The 15361-nt window shown below is 42.9% G+C and carries 22 protein-coding genes and 1 pseudogene; all 23 read left to right on the top strand.

Going from position 1 to position 15361, the window contains the following annotated elements; translation table 11 throughout:
* The first annotated feature begins 69 nt into the window (after positions 1–69).
* The 23 genes and pseudogenes from C5469_RS12610 to C5469_RS12720 all read left to right on the top strand — a co-directional run bounded on the left by C5469_RS12610 (position 70) and on the right by C5469_RS12720 (position 15132).
* Positions 70–1152, top strand: a complete 1083-nt coding sequence (locus C5469_RS12610) for a DNA-methyltransferase (RefSeq protein ID WP_207628982.1) — start codon at positions 70–72, stop codon at positions 1150–1152.
* A gap of 319 nt (positions 1153–1471) precedes the next feature.
* A complete protein-coding gene (locus C5469_RS12615) occupies positions 1472–2029 on the top strand; it encodes a hypothetical protein (RefSeq protein WP_166306931.1) in 558 nt (185 codons plus the stop codon).
* Between the two features lie 147 nt (positions 2030–2176).
* Complete coding sequence (locus tag C5469_RS12620; RefSeq protein WP_166306934.1) at positions 2177–2365, top strand: hypothetical protein; 189 nt, start codon at positions 2177–2179, stop codon at positions 2363–2365.
* Positions 2366–2567: 202 nt separating this feature from the next.
* Positions 2568–2894 carry a phage holin, lambda family gene (locus C5469_RS12625; protein WP_166306937.1) on the top strand — a complete coding sequence of 109 codons (327 nt, stop codon included), beginning with the start codon at positions 2568–2570 and terminating at the stop codon, positions 2892–2894.
* 5 nt (positions 2895–2899) lie between these two features.
* Positions 2900–3301 (top strand): structural protein, encoded by a 402-nt coding sequence (locus C5469_RS12630; RefSeq protein WP_166307069.1) that lies wholly within the window; start codon positions 2900–2902, stop codon positions 3299–3301.
* A gap of 9 nt (positions 3302–3310) precedes the next feature.
* Positions 3311–3760 (top strand): lysis protein, encoded by a 450-nt coding sequence (locus C5469_RS12635; RefSeq protein WP_166307072.1) that lies wholly within the window; start codon positions 3311–3313, stop codon positions 3758–3760.
* 8 nt (positions 3761–3768) lie between these two features.
* Positions 3769–4041 (top strand): hypothetical protein, encoded by a 273-nt coding sequence (locus C5469_RS12640; RefSeq protein WP_166306940.1) that lies wholly within the window; start codon positions 3769–3771, stop codon positions 4039–4041.
* 177 nt (positions 4042–4218) lie between these two features.
* Positions 4219–4482: pseudogene (locus tag C5469_RS12645) on the top strand (Rha family transcriptional regulator); the annotation flags it as partial.
* A 22-nt stretch (positions 4483–4504) separates the two neighbouring features.
* Positions 4505–4690 (top strand): hypothetical protein, encoded by a 186-nt coding sequence (locus C5469_RS12650; RefSeq protein ID WP_166306943.1) that lies wholly within the window; start codon positions 4505–4507, stop codon positions 4688–4690.
* A gap of 247 nt (positions 4691–4937) precedes the next feature.
* Complete coding sequence (locus tag C5469_RS12655; RefSeq protein WP_166306946.1) at positions 4938–5501, top strand: terminase small subunit; 564 nt, start codon at positions 4938–4940, stop codon at positions 5499–5501.
* Complete coding sequence (locus C5469_RS12660) at positions 5498–7057, top strand: terminase (protein ID WP_166306949.1); 1560 nt, start codon at positions 5498–5500, stop codon at positions 7055–7057. Before C5469_RS12655 ends, C5469_RS12660 begins: the two co-directional genes overlap by 4 nt.
* A gap of 5 nt (positions 7058–7062) precedes the next feature.
* A complete protein-coding gene (locus tag C5469_RS12665; RefSeq protein ID WP_166306952.1) occupies positions 7063–8451 on the top strand; it encodes a DUF4055 domain-containing protein in 1389 nt (462 codons plus the stop codon).
* The gene (locus tag C5469_RS12670) at positions 8452–9573 is read left to right on the top strand and encodes a hypothetical protein (protein ID WP_166306955.1); all 1122 of its coding nucleotides are present in this window, start codon (positions 8452–8454) and stop codon (positions 9571–9573) included. It begins immediately after the preceding gene.
* A gap of 131 nt (positions 9574–9704) precedes the next feature.
* Entirely contained in the window at positions 9705–10457 is a 753-nt protein-coding gene (locus tag C5469_RS12675; RefSeq protein WP_036841100.1) for a DUF6651 domain-containing protein, read from the top strand.
* A 12-nt stretch (positions 10458–10469) separates the two neighbouring features.
* A complete protein-coding gene (locus C5469_RS12680; RefSeq protein WP_166306958.1) occupies positions 10470–11615 on the top strand; it encodes a major capsid protein in 1146 nt (381 codons plus the stop codon).
* Between the two features lie 40 nt (positions 11616–11655).
* The gene (locus C5469_RS12685) at positions 11656–11865 is read left to right on the top strand and encodes a hypothetical protein (protein WP_166306961.1); all 210 of its coding nucleotides are present in this window, start codon (positions 11656–11658) and stop codon (positions 11863–11865) included.
* A gap of 12 nt (positions 11866–11877) precedes the next feature.
* Positions 11878–12360, top strand: coding sequence for a DnaT-like ssDNA-binding protein (locus tag C5469_RS12690; protein ID WP_166306964.1), 483 nt, complete (start codon positions 11878–11880; stop codon positions 12358–12360).
* A gap of 1 nt (position 12361) precedes the next feature.
* Positions 12362–12712, top strand: a complete 351-nt coding sequence (locus tag C5469_RS12695) for a hypothetical protein (protein ID WP_166306967.1) — start codon at positions 12362–12364, stop codon at positions 12710–12712.
* Position 12713: 1 nt separating this feature from the next.
* Entirely contained in the window at positions 12714–13301 is a 588-nt protein-coding gene (locus C5469_RS12700) for a hypothetical protein (RefSeq protein WP_166306970.1), read from the top strand.
* Positions 13298–13711, top strand: coding sequence for a phage tail terminator-like protein (locus C5469_RS12705; RefSeq protein WP_166306973.1), 414 nt, complete (start codon positions 13298–13300; stop codon positions 13709–13711). The genes C5469_RS12700 and C5469_RS12705 overlap by 4 nt, the downstream gene beginning before the upstream one ends.
* A gap of 66 nt (positions 13712–13777) precedes the next feature.
* Positions 13778–14440, top strand: a complete 663-nt coding sequence (locus tag C5469_RS12710) for a phage tail tube protein (RefSeq protein ID WP_166306976.1) — start codon at positions 13778–13780, stop codon at positions 14438–14440.
* A gap of 87 nt (positions 14441–14527) precedes the next feature.
* Positions 14528–14839, top strand: a complete 312-nt coding sequence (locus C5469_RS12715; protein ID WP_166306979.1) for a phage tail assembly chaperone — start codon at positions 14528–14530, stop codon at positions 14837–14839.
* 53 nt (positions 14840–14892) lie between these two features.
* Entirely contained in the window at positions 14893–15132 is a 240-nt protein-coding gene (locus C5469_RS12720) for a DUF1799 domain-containing protein (RefSeq protein ID WP_166306982.1), read from the top strand.
* Positions 15133–15361: the final 229 nt, after the last annotated feature.

The raw sequence follows: 15361 nt of genomic DNA on the forward strand, positions 1-15361 counted from the left end.
GGCGGGTGGAGTTGACGACGCCTGTCATTCGCCTGTTCTGTGCTAACCCGCGAGTAAGCCAGTATCGATTTGGAAAATACTGTGAATTTAAGTGGAATCATATTAATTAATGACGACTCTCTACGATTTATCAAAACGTTACCAGACAACTGCATCGACCTAATCGCCACCGATCCGCCCTATTTTCGGGTAAAAGAGTGTGGTTGGGACAGACAATGGGAGGATATAACGGCTTATCTTGTGTGGCTGGATGAAATACTGACTGAATTCTGGCGTGTGCTGAAACCCAACGGCAGTTTGTATGTGTTTTGTGGTTCGCGCCTGGCATCTGATACGGAAATCCTTGTTCGTGGGCGGTTCAATGTGCTTAACCAGATTATCTGGTCAAAACCTTTTGGTCCGTGGCGCAGGCAGAATAAAGAAAGCCTGCGGATGTATTTCCCGGCTACCGAACGTATTATTTTTGCCGAACACTATCAAGGACCCTATCACCCGAAATGCGGGGGTTATTTCCGCCAGTGTCGGGAACTGAAACAGTCGGTATTTAAACCGCTAATAGATTACTTCGGTGATGCACGAAAGGCGTTGGGCGTCACAGCCAAAGAAATTCACGCTGCGACGGGAAAAAAGTTGGCCAGTCACTGGTTCAGTGATAGCCGATGGCAATTACCCAATGAAGTGGATTATCAAAAGCTACAGGCGCTGTTTGCTCGAATAGCCAGAGAAAAACACCGGGGCGGAGAATTAAACAGACCATATCATGAGTTAGTAGGATCTCATCTTACTTTATCACGCCAGTATGAGGAATTGAGTCTGGAATATGGGCTGCTGCGCCGTCCGTTCTCGGTGACGGTAGATGTGCCTTATACTGACGTCTGGCAGTTTGCACCTGTTCAGTATTACCCAGGTAAACATCCTTGTGAGAAACCCGCCGAATTAATGGAACATATTATCCGCTCCAGCAGTCGGGAAGGGGATTTGGTGGCGGACTTCTTTATGGGGTCGGGCGCAACACTAAAGGCGGCACTGAAGCTGAATCGTAGGGTTTTGGGTGTAGAATTGGAAGAAGAGTACTTTAACCAAACTAAGCGGGAAATAGAGTCTATGAATTACGATTATCGCAAAAATATTTTTAAATTAATTGATTGCTGAGAAATCAAGTAGTATTTCTTCGGGTAGGCTCGGGAGCAAGAAGCGAAAGAGCCTCATCAATAAAGACACATCGAATATAAAGCCCACATCCCCCAGTCGTAGACAATAGTTACTATCTGCATACTGGCTGGTGTGGCATACCCAATACTACGTAAATATGGCTTTTGTATTTGATTAGATTCTGGCGGTATATTTGTCTCATTATTGATGTATTAGCTGTGGATAACTTTTCTTCTGAGACATAAATTTAAGATGTGACACAGTATCAAAATGTTGTATGATCGGTGATAATAATTATCAATATATTGGAGTGTTGATAGTGTCTGAAGATTACCAATCTGCTGTCTTCAAGAGTGTTCAAGACCGCCTGAAATACAAGTACCCGGACCCCTCATTAAAATTAGAATATCCGAGTGAACAAGCCCTCCAAGATCTAGATGCCGTAAAGAACTTAGGGAATTTTACGTGGGTTCCTTCGCTGAAATCGACCGTATTCACCAGCTATTCTTATAATCACCCGATAAAATTAGTTGTTTATTATAGAGGGTTGCCGGTTGGTTATGCTTTTGGTGGGTATAATGATCAGTGTTCATCTGTTGAAATAAGCTGGATGGAAAAAAGAAAGGATGCTCATGCAGATTTAAAAAATCAAATGCTTGGTTTGGCACTGGATTCATATGCTGCTTATGGCATCTTTTTGAAAAAAATGGGGTATTCTGTAGATAAGTTAGCAATTGTATCACCATTGGAAGGCGTGAAGAAATATTACCTGGAAAGCGGGTTTAGATATGATGAGGACTACAACAGGGGCACACCGGCGATGATTCTTGCGCTTAAAAATGAACAAAAGCGAACAAAAGTGAACAAAATAAGTTGAAATAACTTAGCTTATATCGCATATTAAGCGGGCGTAAAACATGTGACACCACTCAAAGATAGAGTGGTTTTTTGTCAAGTGAATCTCAAATACTGACATATAAGGGTGTGTCTTTTCTTAAGAAAGAACCGTATCCGAGGGGATATTATGTCATACTCAATGCAGCGAATAGAGGAAATGGCAGAAGAGATCATTTCTGGACTTTTTGCAGATGGTAAAACTCCAATGGAACAATTTGGTATTAATTGGAAGCAGGCTGAACGCTTAGAGCGCAATGCTCCCCAAGTAGTTATGGGGTATGAGCCAGATGAAGGTTGTTTGCAGCATGCGCGTTGAGGTGTATGAAACGCAAGCCAGTTGTTAAAACCCCAAAAAATATGAATTCAATATATAGCCTCGCCTAGTTGCGAGGCTTTTTCATTTTCGCCGCCGCAATGTCTCAACACTCCAATCTTTGTTGCGGTTGGCGCCTTAATTAACTACAACTCACAGGGGTAACATAGTTCACCCCACGGACGCCCATTTTATGGGGGTGGATATGAAACTCATGGACAAGCAGCCTGACATCTGGATGCAGCTATGGTTATGGCTGTTATCAGTCAAAGAACAGGGTTTAGGGGCGGCACTGGCTGCAACAATGGCGTATCTCAGAGGCCGATATAACGGCGGTAAGTTCTGGAAGACGATGATTGACGCGCTGATGTGTGCACTTATTGCATGGTTTATTCGTGACTTGCTCGTCTTCTTAAATCTGAGTACTGACTTAGCGTACATCGGCAGCGTGATTATTGGTTATCTGGGAACGGATTTTTTTGGCCAACTCATGCGCGGGACTTTGAATCGTAAAGCGGGGATAAAAGAATGAGTATAATAAGCAGGGGCATACGAAACAATAATCCCGGCAATATTCGCTGGGGGGATTATTGGCAAGGTCTGGTGCCTGGATCACAGCGTACCGATAAATCTTTCTGTCAGTTTGCCAGTCCTGAATATGGTATCCGGGCAATAATTAAAATTCTTCAGAATTATCATAAAAAATATGGAATCAATACAGTGAGCGGGATCATTTCACGATATGCGCCTCCCAATGAAAATAATACCGAGGGTTATGTTAATCGTGTGTGTAAAGACACAGGGGTGACTTGTGATCAAGCTATTAATGTGTTTGATCGGGCATTCATGGCAAAGCTGATTAAAGCCATTATTACCGTGGAAAATGGTAGCCAGCCCTATAGTGATGAGGTGATTGATAAGGCTTTTTCACTTTTGTAGGGTGATATGATGAAGTTTAATTCTCATAGCTACACGATTATTGCCCTGGCTCTTGCTTCGTTGCTGGCGTATCACTATTACGGTAAATACACCAGACAGCTTAGTACAACAGTTCAACTTCAGAGTGAATTATTGGAACAACAGAGTGAAATCGTTAATCAGCAAGAGAGAATAAGGCGCCTGTCTGAGTTGGATGTGAAGCACACAAAGGAGCTTGCCAATGCCAAATCTGAAATCGACGTTCTTCGCAATGATGTTGTCAATGGTCGTCGCCGGTTGCTCGTCAAAGCCACCTGTCCAAAGAGTAAAGCAGATTCCCCCTCCGGCGTGGTTAATGCAGCCACCGCCCGACCTACTGACACCGCTCAGAGGGATTATTGGACCCTCAGAGAACGAATAGCAGTAATCAATCAGCAGGTATTAGGCTTGCAGGACTACATCAAAACTCAGTGTCAATAGGTGACAAAATGAAAACGGAAGTTGACTTGATTTACTTTGAGAAAGACAGAGAAGAGGGCACGCAACTCAGTAAATACTACGTATCACACACAAATTCAGAAACAATCCTTGAGCAAACTCTCATTATTAACAAAAATCAATTCGGTAGATGTACCGCGAAAATGGAATTTGAAGACTTTCCGAAACTGACGTCAGAGAAAGATGCCGCGTTAAAGCTGGCGGACTGGATGAAAAGGATGTCTGAAGCAATAGAGGATCATTTTAAAACACAGTGTCAGTAACAGCCTCGTTTAATTCGGGGCTTTTTTATATCCGTATTTCACCGCGCACCGCAGCGCAACTAAAACGTCGAGCCTTTATTTAGGAATGAGCCTTTGAGGATCCAGCTATAGCTGATGCACTTCGACGGGCTGATTTCCTATGCGGCAAAGGTTCATTACCTAAGTAAGGATTGCATAATGACGCAATTAACAGTCAAAACCCATTCGTCTGTAACCGAAGCGCCAACCATGACCAGTCTTGAAATGGTTGATTACATCAATGCTGACAGGAAGGCTAAAGCAGAAGCGGAGGGAATGGGTTTTCCGTGTAAAAGCTACAGGAAGCTTGAGCATCGTAGTTTTATGAAAAAAGTACCAAAAGTTCTTGGGGAGGCAGCTGAAAAATTTTTTTCAGTTGATACTTTCATAAATGGCACAGGCGGGAAAGTTGAAAGAGATATCTATCAGAAACAGGAAAAATACAATGTTCAGATATAATTTAAAGCAAGCTGTCAAAATCAACATCAGCGGTGAAGTGGGTGAGATTAAAGGCCGGGCTGAATATATAAACAACCTCAATGACTATTTAGTCATCTATAGGGCATCTGACGGTCGCGCATCTGAGGCATGGTTCGATGAAAGTGAGATTTCATCGGCAGACGAAGAGTAACTCATTCAGAGCATTCTGCTAATAGAGTGCTCGATAGTAGTGATTTCTTTATGGACGCCCGGCGGGTGGATACTGACTTTTTAGCAGGAAATTCTGATTCCAACTGTTTCCAAGATGGAAAGGGTTCAGTGAGGGCTTTGATGTGGAAAGCAGGAAACCCGCGCCGCCTGAGTGGGTTAACAAGCAGGCATATAATCAGATAACAGGTCGCCCAATGCGGCCTTTTTATTTTAAGGGAATTAATTAAATGTCACTCACAGACAAGCAGGAAATGTTTTGTTGCGAGTACCTTGTTGATTTGAACGCGACACAGGCGGCCATTCGTGCTGGGTACAGTGAAAGTACAGCACGAAATATTGGCTGTGAAAACTTAGCAAAACATAACATTCAATCCCGTATTGCTGAATTGAAATCAAAGCGAAACGAGCGTGTACAGGTTGACGCTGAATATGTGCTTCGTCGCTTAGTCGAAATTGACCAAATGGATGTCTTGGACATACTCACTCATGATGGCGATTTAAAATCAGTGAAAGAATGGCCGGTAGTTTGGCGTACAACGTTATCGGGACTAGATGTCATTGCAATGTCGGGAGAAGAAAGTACCGAAACGTTACTTAAGAAAATTAAATGGCCGGATAAAGTTAAAAATCTTGAATTGCTTGGTAAGCATGTGAGTGTTCAAGCTTTTAAAGATCAAATTGAACAGAAGTCTGTTGTAACTCATAACATTATGCCAGTTCCGACATGTGACAATGTTGATGATTGGGAATCAGTAGCACAAAAACAGCAGAGTGAGGCTCTTGGTGAATGAGTTACAAAGTAGTTTGGAAGCCATTGCCGGGATCTCAATCGTTGGCTTTGAGTTGCCCATGTAATGAAATTCTGTATGAGGGGACTCGCGGACCTGGTAAAACTGCGGCGCAGCTAGCAAGATTTAGGCGTAATGTTGGTATTGGATATGGTTCATTTTGGCGCGGTGTTATTTTCGACACTGAGTATAAAAACCTCGCTGATATTATTACACAGTCAAAGCGTATGTATCGCCTGTTTAATGATGGTGCTAGGTTTCTTTCTTCTGCATCAGAATTGCGTTGGGTGTGGCCTAGCGGGGAAGAACTTTTATTCCGATTTGGTAAAGAGTCGGAGGATTACTGGGATTACCACGGGCAGGAATTTCCTTTTATAGGATTTAACGAGCTAACAAAGCAACCATCCTCTGATTTTTATGAAATGATGTTCTCGTGTCGACGTTCATCGTTTAGACCAGAAGACTACCCCAGAGAAGATGGATCTTTATTAAAGCCGATTCAACTGGAAACATTCAGCACAACAAACCCGTTTGGGATCGGTCATGCATGGGTGAAAAAACGGTTTATTGAACCAGTGCCACGAGGGACGGTAATTCGTGAAACTCAAAAAGTATTTAATCCACAAACAGAGAAAGATGAAGAAGTCACATTAACCCGCGTTGCTATTCACGGCTCGTATAAAGAAAACCCTTATCTTGATCCGCAGTACATTGCCACACTGATGAGCATTAAAGACCCTAATCGAAAAAAAGCGTGGGTAGGAGGCTCATGGGATGTAACAAGCGGCGGTAGGTTTGACCATCTTTGGAATGCAAATTTACATGTTATCAAGCCGTTTAAAATCCCTGATAGTTGGACAGTTGATCGCTCTCACGACTGGGGGGAGTCAAAGCCGTTTTCTAACCTGTGGTGGGCGCAATCTGACGGTAGTGAAGCAACGTTGCACGATGGACGCAAGTTCTGTCCTACTGCTGGGTCATTAATTCTAATCGGTGAATGGTATGGGTGTCCGCCTGATGAGTTAAACACAGGGCTAAACATGTCATCTACAAACGTTGCTAAGGGTGTCATGTGGATAGACAAGCGGCTGGTGGGAATTGAAGAAGAAGAGCCGAAAGAAACCAAAGGCCAAGGACAGATGCACATCATGCCGGGTATCTGCAAAAAAGTTATGCCAGGCCCTGCTGATAGTGCAATTTATAACACCGCTGATAATGAGCTATCAATCGGGCAGAAGATGGAAAAACAAGACGTGAAGTGGGTCGAATCAAACAAAAAACCGGGTTCGCGCATTAACGGTGCATCTCTTTTTGCCGACATGCTTGAGGCTGTTATTGAAGGCAAGAAAACCGAATCAGGCATGCCCGAAAAATCAGCTTTCTACGTATTTGATTATTGTCGTGGCTGGATAAGTCGAATTCCTGTTTTAGTCAGAGATAGCAAGAATCCTGATGACGTGGATACGTCACAAGAAGATCACGATTGGGACGCCACACGTTACCGCGTTCTGCATTCACCGCCGAAGAAAGTCGGCAAAGTCACCAAACTTCGGATGTAATCATCATGCCAGATATTTCAACCCCTAATCTTGATTATAATAACATGATCGAAGCATGGGATATTAATGACGCCTTAATGGGTGGTGCGCTTTATATGCGTCAATCGGGTGAGCAATACATGCCGCGTTGGCCCAACGAAGATAAAGACTCGTATGAAAAAAGATTGGCTGTTGCTACTCTTCTTCCTGCCTATGAAGAAACAATTAAACAGGACATAGGGCGCGTATTTTCAGAACCCACGCAGTTGAGCGAAAATGTTCCAAAAGAGATAGTTGAATTATGTAAAAATTTTGATCTTGAGGGAAATAGGCTGGATGTTTGGGCGCAAGAATGGTTTAGTTTGGCACTTCAATACGGTGTAGCTTATGCATTAGTAGAGTATCCTCGTGTCGATCACTTCACTACACGTACAAAAGCAGATGAAAAAATCATGGGTGCAAGGCCGTATGCGGTCATGTTGAATCCCCGCCAAGTTATAGGCTGGAAGTCAAAAACTGTTGGTGGGAAAGTAGTCATTACTGAATTGCGCATCAAAGAAGTGATCACGGTTGATGCAGATGACTTTGGTCAGAACCGGATAGAACAGATTAGGCATATAGTCCCAGGTCATGTGTTTATTTATAGAAAATCAACAGATAATAATGGCTCATCATCATGGGCTGTATTCGATGAATGGGATACATCACGAGAAGATATACCTTTTGTTCAACTTTATACAAAACGTTCTGGGCTAATGCGGGCATCACCGCCCCTGTTAAATCTTGCTTTATTGAACATCAAACATTGGCAGAGTCAAAGCGAACAGGACAATATTCTACATGTCGCTCGCGTGCCTCTGCTTAATGTTTTCGGACTGGAGGATGGACAGGAGCTAACGATTGGCTCATCAACAGCCACAAGATTCAGCGATCGCTCAAAACAGGGGATGGAATATACAGAACATTCCGGTTCAGCCATCAGCGCAGGTAAAGAGTCATTGCATGAGATTGAAAAACAAATGCGGCAGGCCGGTGCCAAATTACTGCGTACTGAGAATACATCGACAAAAGCTGTAGATCAGGTAACTGAGGAGAAAATGCAAGAGCAATCTCCTCTCTATACGATGGCAAACAGTCTTGAAGATGCATTGGACAATATTCTTCAAATTATGGCTGAGTGGCTTGAGTTATCGGCTGGTGGAAATGTTGATGTTAGAACAGAACTGGAAACATCAGAGCAGGTATTTAACCCACAGGCAGCTCTGGCTATCCAGTCACTGAGACAAGGTGGAGATATCCGGCGCATTGATGTTATTAGAGCACTTCAATCACTAAAAATTATTGATCCTGATGCAGATTCAGAATCTGTTTTAGATGAGTTAAATAATCAGAGTCCAGATTTGTTAGGTGACTAAATGGCAACGGTAAACAGCAAATTACGTGATGAAGCGATAGCAAGGAAGTTATTTTCTGGCCGGTATTCTAATCACGTTGCTCGCAGGATGGTTAAAAAACTCAATGAGTTTGACGCTGAATTAGTGACTAAGTTGGTAATGGCTCTTGATGATAGTAACTTAAGCGCTGAATCATTCACAGTAAAACGACTTGAATCATTGCTTGGTAGTGTCAGAGAAATAAACAAGCAATCAGTGACAGTCGCATTTACTGATTTGGCTGATGAGTTATTGGCATTAGCTAAATATGAGGCGGGTTATTATCCCTCACTTTTTGAATCATTATTGCCTGATGTTGTTCTTCGACATTATCCGTTGATGGGGATCACTCAGGATATGATTTATGCGACTACGATGGGAAGGCCATTTCAAGGCAAGTTGCTATCTGAGTGGGCTTCAGGACTTGAACAGGATCGGCTGGTTCGCATCAGTAATACAGTCAAGAATGGTTATCTTAACGGCGATAGTGCTTATGAAATCGGTAAAAAAATCAGAGGCCATGCAGCGCTAAATTATAGTGACGGTGCATTGCAGATGAGCTGGGCTAATGCTACCAGCATTGCAAAAACAGCCGTTAGTCACTTGCAGTCAATTGCCCGCAATGAATTTGCTCACGCAAACAGTGGGTTGATTAAGTGCAAACAATGGCTTTCCACTCTTGATAATAAAACATCAGTAATGTGCATTATTCGTGACCACAAGAAATATACGCTTGATGGTAAACCTATCGGCCACAAAATCCCTTATCTGCAAGGTCCCGGCAGGATACATTTCTGTTGCCGTTCCACTGAAAATCTTGTGACTAAATCTTGGAAAGAGTTGGGTATTAATGCTAACGAAATGCCTGTAGGGACACGTGCCAGTATGGATGGACAAGTTCCCGCTGATATTTCTTATCTTGAGTGGCTTAAAAACCAGCCACTTAAACGGCAAATTGAAATACTCGGTGAAACAAGAGCCAGGCTAATGCGCGACGGCGGTATAGATCCTTCGGCGTTCTTCACAGACAAGGGCGAATTTATCAATTTGGATAAGCTTAAAGAATTGGATGAAAAGGCATTTGAAGATGCTGGATATGAATGATTTTAGATATTTCTTTTAATTCAAATCACAACCTGCTTCGGCAGGTTTTTTATTACCTGCTGCTAGCGGATGCGAAGCGGTGCGCGGGTCGGATGACCTTATTTTAAGCCGGAAGGTTCGGAGATTAACTCATGAAATTGAAATTAGATGCAGACGGAAAAGTAGTTGTTGAGAACGGTATGCCGGTATATGTGCATGATGACGGCAAAGAAATCCCATTCGACGCTCCTGCCGCGTTGAGCAAAATTACAGCGCTGAATGGTGAAGCAAAAACGCATCGTGAAGCGAAAGAAACGGCGGAAGCCAAACTCACGCAATTCGCTGGTATTGACGACCCGGCTAAAGCCATTGAAGCCCTGCAAACTATGACCAAAATCGATCAGAAAAAACTGATTGATGCTGGTGCGGTTGACCAGGTTAAGGCAGAAATTACTAAGGCATTCCAGACGCAGCTTGATGAGGCCAACAGCAAGAGCAAAACATTGGAAGAGCAGCTTTATAAAGAGATGATCGGCGGGCGCTTTGGTAGCTCTGCGTTTATCAAAGATAAGATAGCAATTCCTTCTGATTTTGTTCAGGCACGCTTCGGTCAGTCATTCAAAATCGAAGATGGCAAAGTGGTTGCATATGACCCATCAGGCAACAAAGTGTTTTCACGCACTAAACCCGGTGAGCTTGCTGATTTTGATGAAGCACTGGAATTCTTGGTCGAACAGTATCCACAGAAAGATCACATTCTTAAAGCATCCGGCAATAGCGGCGGCGGTTCACAACAGACGCAGCATCAGCACGGACAAAAAACAATGAAACGCTCGGCTTTTGATTCACTTGATATTGCGGGTAAGCAAACAGCACTTAAAGACGGCGTGTCAATCATAGATTAATTGGAGTGACAAATGGCAGGAAATACCCTGACGGGACTTATCCCGACAATTTATACAGCATTGGATGTTGTTTCTCGTGAGCAAGTGGGATTTATTCCTGCTGTGGCTCGTAATACCAAAGCGGATGCCGCCGCCAAGGGGCAGGATGTTACTGCGCCCGTTGCACCCGTCGCAAAGACAGTTGATATCATTCCTGGTCCCACAGCACCCAATGACGGGGATCAGGAAATAGGCACTGTTCAAGTGAAAATCACTAAATCAAAAATGGCACCAGTCAAGTGGAACGGTGAGGAGCAATTGGCAATTGGTCCGGCTGGTACTTATAACACCATTCTTGCGGACCAGTTTAAACAGGCATTTAGAGCCATTTCAAATGAAGTAGATGGTGACATTGGGGCATTGTATTTCGGCTCGTCACGCGCCATCGGCGCTGTGGGTAAGACGCCATTTGGTATCAAAGAAGACCTGTCCGATTTTGCCGATGCTCGACGTGTACTTGAAGATAACGGTGCGCCGACGACTGATTTGCAGATGGTTCTTGGTTCTGCTGCTATCGCAAATATCCGCGGCAAACAATCTGTTCTGTTCAAAGTGAATGAAGCGGGTACGGAAGATCTTCTGCGTGAGGGTACAATTGGGCGTATTGAAGGCTTTAACCTTCATAACTCGGCGGGTGTTAAACGGGTAACGGCGGGAGATGGAACCGGGTTCCTTGTTAATAAGGCGGAAGGCCATAAGGTGGGTGATCGTTTGATCTCTGTTGATACTGGAAAAGGAACAATGAAACCCGGTGATATAGTCACGTTTGATGGTGATGAACATAAATATGTTGTTGCTGTTGCAACTGCATCAGTTATCACTTTATCAGCGCCCGGCCTGTTGCAAGACTTGGCTGATGATACCGAGGTTACCGTTGGTGCTAGTTACACAGCAAATATGGCGTTTGATCGTAATGCATTCTTGCTGGCCTCCCGCACTCCTGCAATGCCAGAAGGTGGTGATACTGCGGATGATGTGATGAATGTTACCGATCCTGTATCGGGTATCACTTTCCAAGTCGCACTGTACCGTCAGTACCGCCAGGTTCGTTATGAAGTTGGCCTTGCGTGGGGCGTGGCTTCGGTTAAGCCTGAACATTCAACTATCATCTTGGGTTAAAAATAGGGGGATTAACCCCCTTTTTCATGAGGATATATATATGGCGGGATTAACTAAAGAACAACGTGCAGAGCGTGATGCAATAAAGCAAAAAGAGCGGCCAGATAATCTTACCTCTGTTGAACCTGTTGAGGTAGTCATACATATGACTAGGAATGTTCCATCTTTTGCTGATGGTCCAACTGAAGCTGATGTTCATCCAGAGGAGGTAGAGTGCTGGATTGATGATGGTTGGCAAGTGAGTGAATAGAAAGAGGTGAACATGTTAGTAACTGACTCATCATCTCCTGATTTTGATAGCTATGCGAGCGTTGAAGATTTACGAACATTTGCAATATCACGTAACTATGAAATTCCAGACAATGATACTGCTTGTGAATATCTACTCATGCAAGCAATGGATTATCTGGTGGGATTGTGCTGGAAAGGTAGCCGAACAGTAAAAGATCAGCTATTGGCGTGGCCTCGTGAGGGGGTAATTGTTGATGGTTACTTGTTGCCAAAAGATATTATTCCAAGGCAAGTTATTCAGGTTCAATGCCGACTTGCTATTGAAGCTCAGGAAATAGATCTTACTCCGTCGTTCGCTGGTGGTGGTGAAGTTACTCAAGAGACGATTGTTGGCGCTGTTAACGTTTCATATGCAGAGCGAACTAGTGCTACACCTCCGCACTTTGCATGGCTGAATGGTTTGCTGCGTGGGATGATTGTCGGAGCTAATCAAATCAGCTTAGTGAGAGGGTGATATGGCTAAGTTCTATCCGCGAATGCGCAAAACGGCAGATAAGCTTATTAAAAAATATGGTATGGAATTCGAGCTCTTACGCAAAGGTAAGATAAAAGTAATTAATGGCATTGAGCATTATGAACCGGATAGTTCGTTTAAACCCATTGGCATTAAGACCTATTACAAGGCTAGTGAAATTGATGGCAAATTAATTCTTGCCGGAGATATTCGCATTGTATTTACGGGTGAAACAGAAATTAAAGTGGGTGATATTGTCACTGTCGATAATGATAAATATCGCGTTATAAATAACAATCCATCAAAGCCCGCTGACACACTCATTTGTTATCGTGCGCAACTGAGGAAATAATATGTCTGATTCTAATCAATTTATGCAAGCGATTAATGCATTCGTTGATAAATATCAGCGTAATGCTGAAACTGTCGTTAAAGTTGCAAGTATGAGGATTCTTGCAAAGCTTGTGGATATATCGCCAGTGGGTAATCCTGAATTGTGGAAAGTAAACAAAACGGCGAGAGATTACAATGAGGCTGTATTTGAACATAACGAAATGCTCAGATTAGATCCCGATAATCTTACGCCAAAAAGAAAATGGCTTAAAAAGCGGGCTCGTGTCAATGATAGTATGGATTACTACAAGCCAGCTGGTTATACCGGCGGAGCATTTCGTGGTAACTGGCAAGTGTCGTTTAATGAACCCGCAGAGGGAGAAACTAATCGTATTGATAAAAAGGGCAATATGACGAAAGCTGTTGGTAATTTAATGATTGATCAGTTTAAGGTTGGTATGAAAGCTATTTACTTCACAAACAATCGCCCTTACTCATATAAGCTTGAATTCGGTCACTCGTCACAAGCTCCAAATGGAATGATAAGAGTGACAGCAGAAGAGGCTGCAAGTATGTTCAGGGATGCCGCCGCTGAGGTGAATGAATGAGTACATCAAAGATAATCAGTCTTATTAAAGCTTATGTTGGTGATTGGGCTGCTAAATATAATTTCCCTGTTGAGTATTCGAATATTGAATTTACCGATACTGAAAGTATGTATTTGCAGTGCCATGTTATGCCCGCTGCGACTGATAATATTGGTCTTGCATTGGATATGCAGATATATCGCGGGATTGTGCAAGTTAATATTGTTACGAAAGCCGGGAGGGGGGAAGCTGAAGCGCTATCTATTTCCGAGCAATTATGTAATTTGTTAAAAAACGGATACGAAATCGTTGATGATGATTTCAAGGTCTATTTTAACGGCGAGCCAACTGTTTACCCCGGTATCCAAAATCACGTTCATTACGTAATACCCGTCAGCGTACCGTATCGCGCTGATGTTAATGTTAATTAATGATAAACAGATTAATTAATACTACCGCTTAATTGCGGTTTTTTTATGCCTAATATGAGGTGAAGCATGGCATTTAACATTCCCAATGGCTCAAAAGTTTACATTTCAAATGAACTGGGTAAGTCCGCAAATATTACGGCGGCGACTAATGACAAAGAAGTTGTTTTGACCGTAGATAATTTAAACGAGATTAAAGCCGGCGATATCGTACAGATCGAGTCTGGTTGGTCAAAAATGAAAGGGGCATTCCGCGTTAAAGTGGCATCAGGAACATCGGTTACCCTGGAGGGGATGGATACAACCGATAAAGATAATTTTCCACCCGGTGGTTCTGTTGGAACAATTAAGAAGGTTGTTGCATTTACCCGAATTGAGCAGGTTTTAACGGTAAGTATTGAGGGCGGGGACCAGCAATCGACAACTGTCCAGTTCCTTGAAGATGACCAAGCTCAAAACGTAGATACGTTCAAGAACGCGGTAGTGATGACGTTCAATTTTGCGTATGACCCGACATTACATGCTCACAATCTACTGATTGGTTTTGATGAAAGTAAGGAACTGGTGACAGTCTATTTCTTTAATAAGAAAGCCGGTCATGATCGCTATTTTAATGCCACGGTTTCATATCAGGAAATCCCGAAAACGGCTATCAACGAGGTTGAAAACATTGATGTGAAATTCTCGCTGCGTTCTAAGCAAATGATCTATGTGAGATCAGCAAAAAAGTAACTACGGTATCTGGGGAGTCCTTTGATACTGATAAAACAGTAACAAAGCCAAATTCAGATACCGATGCTAATAATTTACAGGTGAATAATGAGTCAGATTACATTAAATCCAAATCCAACATTTAAAGAAGTGGTGAAAATAACCGTACCAGGTGGTGGTGAAGGTGAATTAACTTTTGAATTCAAACATTATCCGTTGAGTAAGCTGGCTGAAATGGGAAAACAGGATGGCATGACGAACGATAAATTCATCTTGTCTATTGTCTGTGGATGGGGGTTTAAAGAACACGAATTTAATCAAGAAAACCTGGATACATTACTTGATAATTATCCACAGGCTTACGAAGCAATAATTACCACTTATTACCAGTCTCTTGGCCTGTTCCGCGAAAAAAACTAATTGCGGTTGCGCGGGCACTATATACAAAACCCCAATCCGAATTTGAATTGGAAATGCTCGGTGATATCGCTGACGACGTTGAAGTCTGGCCGGATGTATGGGAGTCATTTCTGACATTTCAAGCCATGTCTACGCAATGGCGTGTGGGTGCAGCCGGTGCAACAGGACTTGATTACAATGTCTTACATTCAGTTATGGATTTAATCGACGTAAATGACCGCGCAACTGTGTTTAATGATATTAGAGTGATGGAACGTGAAGCTCTAATAATCATGCATTCAGAAAATAGTTAATCAGCCTCGGTATTCACTGAGGCTTTCTTTTATGTGCTTCACACGCACGAATCAGATAAAACCCAGAACCTTTTCACAAATGCACCCTTGAGGACTGCCAGCGGTTGGCTGCCTTCTGGGGCTGGTATTCCTGTGTGACAAGGGTTCATTTTTGAGCAGGTAATAAGCCATGAATAATATTTTCCCAATGGAGTATGAAAAACAGTTGTTCCCATTTAGTAATGAATGT

Source organism: Photorhabdus cinerea, from assembly GCF_011189575.1.
In the GTDB taxonomy this organism is placed as follows: Bacteria; Pseudomonadota; Gammaproteobacteria; order Enterobacterales; family Enterobacteriaceae; genus Photorhabdus; species Photorhabdus cinerea.

Bases quoted from the DNA above. Each gene is read 5' to 3' on its own strand.
- C5469_RS12650 (WP_166306943.1), top strand. From the start codon at position 4,505: ATGTTCAGATATAATTTAAAGCAAGCTGTCAAAATCAACATCAGCGGT.
- C5469_RS12695 (WP_166306967.1), top strand. From the start codon at position 12,362: ATGGCTAAGTTCTATCCGCGAATGCGCAAAACGGCAGATAAGCTTATT.
- C5469_RS12690 (WP_166306964.1), top strand. From the start codon at position 11,878: ATGTTAGTAACTGACTCATCATCTCCTGATTTTGATAGCTATGCGAGC.
- C5469_RS12640 (WP_166306940.1), top strand. From the start codon at position 3,769: ATGAAAACGGAAGTTGACTTGATTTACTTTGAGAAAGACAGAGAAGAG.
- C5469_RS12670 (WP_166306955.1), top strand. From the start codon at position 8,452: ATGGCAACGGTAAACAGCAAATTACGTGATGAAGCGATAGCAAGGAAG.
- C5469_RS12720 (WP_166306982.1), top strand. From the start codon at position 14,893: ATGCTCGGTGATATCGCTGACGACGTTGAAGTCTGGCCGGATGTATGG.
- C5469_RS12620 (WP_166306934.1), top strand. From the start codon at position 2,177: ATGTCATACTCAATGCAGCGAATAGAGGAAATGGCAGAAGAGATCATT.
- C5469_RS12710 (WP_166306976.1), top strand. From the start codon at position 13,778: ATGGCATTTAACATTCCCAATGGCTCAAAAGTTTACATTTCAAATGAA.
- C5469_RS12655 (WP_166306946.1), top strand. From the start codon at position 4,938: ATGTCACTCACAGACAAGCAGGAAATGTTTTGTTGCGAGTACCTTGTT.
- C5469_RS12665 (WP_166306952.1), top strand. From the start codon at position 7,063: ATGCCAGATATTTCAACCCCTAATCTTGATTATAATAACATGATCGAA.
- C5469_RS12705 (WP_166306973.1), top strand. From the start codon at position 13,298: ATGAGTACATCAAAGATAATCAGTCTTATTAAAGCTTATGTTGGTGAT.
- C5469_RS12685 (WP_166306961.1), top strand. From the start codon at position 11,656: ATGGCGGGATTAACTAAAGAACAACGTGCAGAGCGTGATGCAATAAAG.
- C5469_RS12625 (WP_166306937.1), top strand. From the start codon at position 2,568: ATGAAACTCATGGACAAGCAGCCTGACATCTGGATGCAGCTATGGTTA.
- C5469_RS12680 (WP_166306958.1), top strand. From the start codon at position 10,470: ATGGCAGGAAATACCCTGACGGGACTTATCCCGACAATTTATACAGCA.
- C5469_RS12635 (WP_166307072.1), top strand. From the start codon at position 3,311: ATGAAGTTTAATTCTCATAGCTACACGATTATTGCCCTGGCTCTTGCT.
- C5469_RS12700 (WP_166306970.1), top strand. From the start codon at position 12,714: ATGTCTGATTCTAATCAATTTATGCAAGCGATTAATGCATTCGTTGAT.
- C5469_RS12715 (WP_166306979.1), top strand. From the start codon at position 14,528: ATGAGTCAGATTACATTAAATCCAAATCCAACATTTAAAGAAGTGGTG.
- C5469_RS12660 (WP_166306949.1), top strand. From the start codon at position 5,498: ATGAGTTACAAAGTAGTTTGGAAGCCATTGCCGGGATCTCAATCGTTG.
- C5469_RS12675 (WP_036841100.1), top strand. From the start codon at position 9,705: ATGAAATTGAAATTAGATGCAGACGGAAAAGTAGTTGTTGAGAACGGT.